6 protein-coding genes, 1 tRNA gene and 1 rRNA gene are annotated in these 6,512 nt (G+C 29.9%); 2 read left to right on the top strand and 6 right to left on the bottom strand.

The genetic code is table 11. The features are described 5' to 3' along the window. Positions 1-509: 509 nt before the first annotated feature. Both cls and CLLI_RS00300 read left to right on the top strand, forming a co-directional pair. Positions 510-1,940 (top strand): cardiolipin synthase, encoded by a 1,431-nt coding sequence (gene cls / locus CLLI_RS00305; RefSeq protein WP_423236786.1) that lies wholly within the window; start codon positions 510-512, stop codon positions 1,938-1,940. 54 nt (positions 1,941-1,994) lie between these two features. After that, entirely contained in the window at positions 1,995-2,591 is a 597-nt protein-coding gene (locus CLLI_RS00300) for a uracil-DNA glycosylase (RefSeq protein WP_106062292.1), read from the top strand. A gap of 27 nt (positions 2,592-2,618) precedes the next feature. Here CLLI_RS00300 and CLLI_RS00295 read toward each other — a convergent pair whose 3' ends face one another. From CLLI_RS00295 to rrf, 6 genes are all read right to left on the bottom strand, one after another. Then, complete coding sequence (locus CLLI_RS00295) at positions 2,619-3,560, bottom strand: zinc-binding metallopeptidase family protein (RefSeq protein ID WP_106062291.1); 942 nt, start codon at positions 3,558-3,560, stop codon at positions 2,619-2,621. 15 nt (positions 3,561-3,575) lie between these two features. Continuing rightward, entirely contained in the window at positions 3,576-4,577 is a 1,002-nt protein-coding gene (locus CLLI_RS00290) for a M42 family metallopeptidase (RefSeq protein ID WP_106062290.1), read from the bottom strand. Beyond that, positions 4,568-5,608 (bottom strand): M42 family metallopeptidase, encoded by a 1,041-nt coding sequence (locus CLLI_RS00285; protein ID WP_106062289.1) that lies wholly within the window; start codon positions 5,606-5,608, stop codon positions 4,568-4,570. The genes CLLI_RS00290 and CLLI_RS00285 overlap by 10 nt, the downstream gene beginning before the upstream one ends. Before the next feature lie 208 nt (positions 5,609-5,816). Continuing rightward, entirely contained in the window at positions 5,817-6,158 is a 342-nt protein-coding gene (locus tag CLLI_RS00280; RefSeq protein WP_106062288.1) for a hypothetical protein, read from the bottom strand. Between the two features lie 146 nt (positions 6,159-6,304). Then, a tRNA-Lys gene (locus CLLI_RS00275) sits at positions 6,305-6,380 on the bottom strand. 5 nt (positions 6,381-6,385) lie between these two features. Further along, positions 6,386-6,502, bottom strand: a 5S ribosomal RNA gene (gene rrf, locus CLLI_RS00270). Between the last annotated feature and the right edge of the window lie 10 nt (positions 6,503-6,512).

Below are 6,512 nucleotides of genomic sequence, written 5' to 3'. Positions count from 1 at the left end.
CCGCTCCTCACTGCACCACATTCCTTGTACTGCTTGTTTCTGTCAATTTTTTAGCTCATCGCTATTTTAACAGTTACCTGTTAAGAATTGACTGGTTTCTCTTCTCTGTTTAATTTTCAAAGACCATCGCTGTCATTTGACAACTTTTATATAATATCATTTCTAATTTACTTTGTCAACATATTTTTTAATTTGTCTTATTAAAAACTTTTATGTTGACTTTTTTACCTTTAGTTTTTCAACTTCCGACATTTCTCTGCCGCATCTCTCAGCGACATGTGTTATTCTATCACACATATGACTGCATATATATCATATATACCGTAAGAAGTTTATTTATCTTCAATTTTCTTTTTATTATACACTTTTTCTCCATATTATTTATGATGACACGCTAGAATAAGTTGGTTATGATTATTAAATACTTAATAATACTATATATATTTTTATATAACATTTATAATAATACTAATAGGTATATTTTCTATATGGGAGGTGTTTTAATGCTAATTAATATGGGTCCCTACTTTTCTCTAATATTCTTCATAAACGCCATAATAACTATTATAGTGGTGCTTTTAGAAAGAAAGAGACCAGAAAAGACCATTGCCTGGCTTTTAATTATAGTTTTACTGCCTCCTATAGGCCTGATTTTTTACATCTTCTTAGGCCGAAACTGGAAAATACATAAACTTAACAAAGATTTCTCTCCTAAAATAAGAGAACTTATATACAAAGTAATAAATAAAATAGAAAATCCTGAATACATCCCCCTTATTACACTATTGGCACAAAATAGTCAATCTCCACTATTTGTATATAACGATGTTACTATATTTAAAAATGGTTTGGAGAAATTTGATGCCTTAAAAAAAGAAATAAAGAATGCTAAAAATCATATTCATTTAGAATATTATATAGTTAAGAATGACAAAATAGGTAATGAGCTAAAAGATCTACTCATACAAAAATCGCTGGAAGGCATTAAGGTAAAGTTTATAATAGATAGGGTTGGTTCTATAAAACTTGGTAAAAACTATATTAATGATATGGTTAACGCTGGCATAGATGTAGCTCAGTATTCATATTTTCTAGCTCCACTTCTTAGAATGATAAATACACAAATTAATTACAGAAATCACAGAAAAATAGTTATTATTGATGGCTCAATTGGCTTTATAGGAGGAATAAATATAGGTGATGAATATTTAGGTAAAGGTAGACTAGGATATTGGAGAGATACTCATATAATGGTAAAAGGAGATTTCGTTTTCGGCCTTCAAGCTGTTTTTATTGATGATTTTTGCACCATTAAAAAAGCTAATAAAGATAATACTCTTTTAGATGATAATTTTTCTGATTTCTTTCCTAAAATAGAAAGGTCGGGAAAGAAAATTATGCAGCTAATAAAAAGTGGTCCTGATTCTCCTTATCCCGCTATAATGCAAGGTATATTAAAAATGATCTTTATGGCAAAAGATCATATATATATAACTACACCATATTTTGTACCTACAGAAAGCATAATGGATTCCCTTAAGATAGCCGCATTAGGTGGCATTGATATACGAATTATATTTCCAGGAAAGTACGATCATTTCACTGTATATTATGCCTCTAGAACATATTTAGCTGAACTTATAAAGTACGGAGTTAAAGTATATTTTTATGATAATAAATCTTTTATTCATGCTAAAGTAATGACCATTGATGGTAAAATATCTACTGTAGGCACTGCCAATATGGATATTAGAAGTTATGAATTAAATTATGAAATAAACACAGTTATTTATGATGACGAAATCACCGAACAACTAGAAGATTTGTTCTTTGAAGATTTAAATAATAGTACTATTATCACAGAAAATGAATATGATAATATTTCTCCATTTACTAAAGCAATAGAAGCAATAGCAAGAGTATTTTCATCCCTTCTATAATTTATAATAACTAAAAAGGAGGTTAGTTGGAAAACATAAGTTTTCCTTAATATTATGAGTGAACTAAATATTATTAAAGAAAGAATAAAAGAAATATCTGAAAACTATAAAGATGATACTATCGGAGGATGGATAACAGGTGATGGTCCTATACCCTGTAATATATTATTTGTAGGAGAGGCTCCAGGGAAAACAGAAGTAGAAGAAGGCAAGCCCTTTGTGGGTGTAGCAGGTAAAAATTTTGAATATTATTTAGAGTTAATAGGGTTAAAAAGAGAAGAAATTAGAATAACCAATACCTGTTATTTCAGACCAATAAAAATTAAAAAAACCGCTAATGGAAAAACTTCTATCAGTAATAGGACGCCAAAAATCTCAGAGATAAATTTATTTAAAGATATATTAGAAAAAGAAATAAATCTAGTAAACCCTAAAATAATAATAACTTTAGGTAATATACCATTAAAAAACCTTACAAGTTTTAAATCTATAGGACAATGTCATGGTGCTCTTATTTATAATGAGAAATTTAAAGCACACATATTTCCTATGTACCATCCTTCTTCATTAACTTATAACCGAAATGATGAATTTAAAAAAATGTATAAAGAGGATTGGTATAAATTTAAAGAGGCTTTAGATACCATATAATCTAAAGCCTCTTTAATTAATATTGTATTATATTAATCCCTTTAATAATTTAATACTATCTTCTATATCCTTAATGTTTACTATTTCTGAAAAACAATGCTTATATCTACAAGGTATAGATAGTTCTCCGGTCTTTATACCTAACCCTTCTTTATGTATAGTACCTCCATCAGATTTAGAATTAGAGACTAAATATTGAACCTGTAATTTTGACTTTTCTGCTGATTTCTCAAGCATTTTTTTTATATCTTCATGCATTATTAAAGTCTTATCCATTACTTTTATTATTGGTCCTTTACCCAGCTTTATGTTATTCTTTTCTCCAAAAACATCCCCAGCTTCCTCTAAGTCTACTACAATACAATATTCTGGACTTATAACATGAGCTGCTGCTCTAGCACCTCTTCCTCCTAATTCATGTTGGGTAGAAAATAAAAAGTATACTTCCTTATCAATATTTTTTAACCCTTTTGCAAGTCTTAAAAGAATGTAACATCCTATTCTATTATCTAAATTAGGGCTTATTATATTTTCTTCTCCCATTTCATGACAAGATCCCACTAAAGAAGCTATATCTCCCTCGGTAACTACTTGCATAACCCTATCCTTTCTATCTACACCTATATCTATAAAAAGTTGCTCTTTATTTAATGTTAATTTTCCCAAGGTTCCATTTTTAAATCTTACAAGATTATTAATTACATCAGAAGAACTAAAATCCCCTATTTTTCCTACTCTAATTAATCCACTTTCCTCTATAAATGTAACTATAAAACCTATGCTATCCATATGAGCACAGAACATTATTTTTTCCTGGCCCTCTCCTAATTTAACAATTAAGCTTCCTAGCTTATCCTCATTTACTATACACTGTATATCCTTTAATTCTTCTTTTATTATATTTCTTACATCACCTTCACTGCCACTTACTCCAAAGGCATTTACAAGATTATTTAATAACTTATCCATTATAAATTTCCTCCCCTAACCTAAGGTTTTTAAATATTCTATTATTAGATTGCATGTATTTTTATAATCCTCTAAGCTAGCTACTGAAACAGATGAATGTATATATCTACAAGGTACTGATATAGTTGCTACCTTTGCGCCTTTTCCTGACATATGAATTGCTCCTCCATCATTTCCTCCAGCAATACTTTTTCTTAATTGATAAGGTATATTTTTTTCTTTAGCTATTTTTATTATCTCCCTAGACACCTGAGAGCTAAATAAACTTGATTCATCCATTATAGAAATGGCAGGCCCTTTACCAATCTCAGTAGCCTTTTTGTAATCTGGAATATTTGGCATATCTGCACATACTGTTCCTTCTATAACAATACCTATGTCAGGATTAATAGCAAAAGATGATGTATACGCACCTCTTTCTCCTACTTCTTCTTGAACATTAAATGTACCATAAATATCACAGTTAAAATTCTCCTTTAAAACTTCTATTAAAATAGCACAACCTATTCTATCATCAAAAGCTTTTCCTTTAATTAATCCTTTTCCAAATTCACTGAACATAGTATTAAATACCACATTATCCCCTAACTTAACTAACCTTTTGGTTTCCTCCTTTGAATTGGCTCCAATATCTATGCAATATTCAGAGTAACTCATACATTTTTCTTTTTCTTCTTTATTCTGAAGGTGTATAGGTTTTATGCCAATAACACCAGTTATTCTATTTTTACCTATGAAAACTACTTTAGCAGGTGGAATTTTATTATTTATTCCCCCTAAAGAATGAAATCTTAAAGTTCCGTCCTCATTGTATCCTGTTATTATAAATCCAACTTCATCCATATGAGCATCTATTATGATTTTAGGTCCATTGCCTTTTTTATGAGCTATAATGTTTCCCATCCTGTTTACTATAACTTCATCAACATACTTTTTTACTTCTTCTTTTATTATATTTCTTACTTCCCCCTCATAACCTGATACTCCGGATGCATTGCTTAAAGCTTCTAAAAGCATAATATATCCCCCAATTCAGCATCATTTAGTTTTTCTATGAATTTAGCAAGCAATCTTCCAGTATGCTTTATATCCTGTATATTTACCATTTCTACAGATGTATGCATGTACTTAATAGGTATTGATATAAGTAATGTAGGAATACCTTCACGAGTTATTTGTACATCCCAAGCATCTGTCCCTGTGTTTCCCGGTTCCACCTCTACTCCATAAGGTATGTTATATTCATCTGCTATTTCCATAATCATTTCTCTTATTTTAACATGTATATTTGGTCCAATACATATAACTGGTCCCTTACCAAGGGTGTTTTCTCTATCCTTATCTCCTAAATTACCTGAATCAAAAGTCACATCTATAGCAATACCTATATCCGGATTTATTTTATAACTCGCTACCTTAGCACCCCTGTGGCCAACTTCTTCCTGAGAAGAACAAACAAAATATATATCCATATCATGTTTTATATTTGTAATTTCCTTGGCACATTCATACATAGCTGCTATACCTGCTCTGTCATCAATGGCTTTGCAAATAACATTATTATTTAGTAATTCATAAAATCCTCTTTTTAAAGTAATATAATCCCCAATATTTACTATATTCCTTAATTCCTCAGTATCATACCCAGTATCAATTAAAAGGCTATCTATATCAACAGATTTTTTCTTCTCCTCCTCATCCATTAAACGAGGAGGCTTTATGCCTATAATACCCTCTATAGTCTTTTTCCCATGGATTATTACTTCTTGTGATACTAATGCCTTTGGATCTATTCCATTACTTTTAAATTTTAAAAATCCTTTTCCCGAAAAATCAGTGACCATTAAAAAAACCTCATCTGCATGAGCCATAATCATTAATTTCCCTTTATTATTACCTTTTTTATGTACATAAATATTATTTAAGTTATCTATTGAAACTTCTCCAAAATTCTGAAAGCTATTTTTAATTACATGATAAATCCATTCTTCTCTTCCACTAGGTGAATGAGTCTCACAGAGAGTTTTTAAAAATTCCTTACACTCCATATTTTGACCTCCTTTAAAAGTTAATTATTTATAGTATAACACAGAAATAAATTTAACTTTAATAGATAAGGGGCTATGGCACTAAAGAATTTACATACAATATATTGTAGTATTTATTCTTAATGCCACAGCCCCTTAAATAATCATCTATTCTATTAAATTATTTTTTGTATTAGTTTCTTGAAAACTACACAAACTACCTTCTTTCTCAATCTTCAACTACTTCTTCATCTAATGCTTCTTCATTTTTGCCTTTTATAGTAGTTATCTTTTTTTGAAGCTTTCCTATGTTTTCATCAGCTTCAACTATAGCTTTACAATCTTCTTCTAAATCTCTGTCTATTATTTCGCCATTTTTATACTTTTCATATACAATTTCACCAACTTTTTTATATAACCTATCAATATTATCTTTTTCTGATGAAATATTTAAATTAAGTTTAGATACTTCCACCATTTTTCCAGACTTTTTTGCTACAGTAACAGCCCCATCTTCTACTGTCTTAGCAATTTTAGAAATACCTATAGTTATACTATCTTTAAGCGGCATAATTATCCTCTCCTTTATAAATAATATAATAATACTAGTCATATGTAAATATATGCTATTATATACATAATGTTTCATAAAGGTTACATAGGAAAATAATATTAATTTGTATATATAAAAAAATCCCTATCAAATATGATAGGGATTGGTGGCTCACCGGGGAATTGAACCCCGGACACCATGATTAAAAGTCATGTGCTCTACCAACTGAGCTAGTGAACCATATAACCTGGCGACAACTTACTCTCCCACAAAGCTTCCCTTGCAGTACCATCAGCGCTTCAAAGCTTAACCATCGTGTTCGGTATGGGAACGGGTGTTACCTTTGAGCCATAATCACCAGATTTAATTCAG

The organism is Clostridium liquoris (genome assembly GCF_002995785.1).
In the GTDB taxonomy this organism is placed as follows: Bacteria; Bacillota; Clostridia; order Clostridiales; family Clostridiaceae; genus Clostridium_AO; species Clostridium_AO liquoris.
Note: the sequence above shows the minus strand (reverse complement) of the source record. Positions and strands in the feature narration are given on the sequence as shown.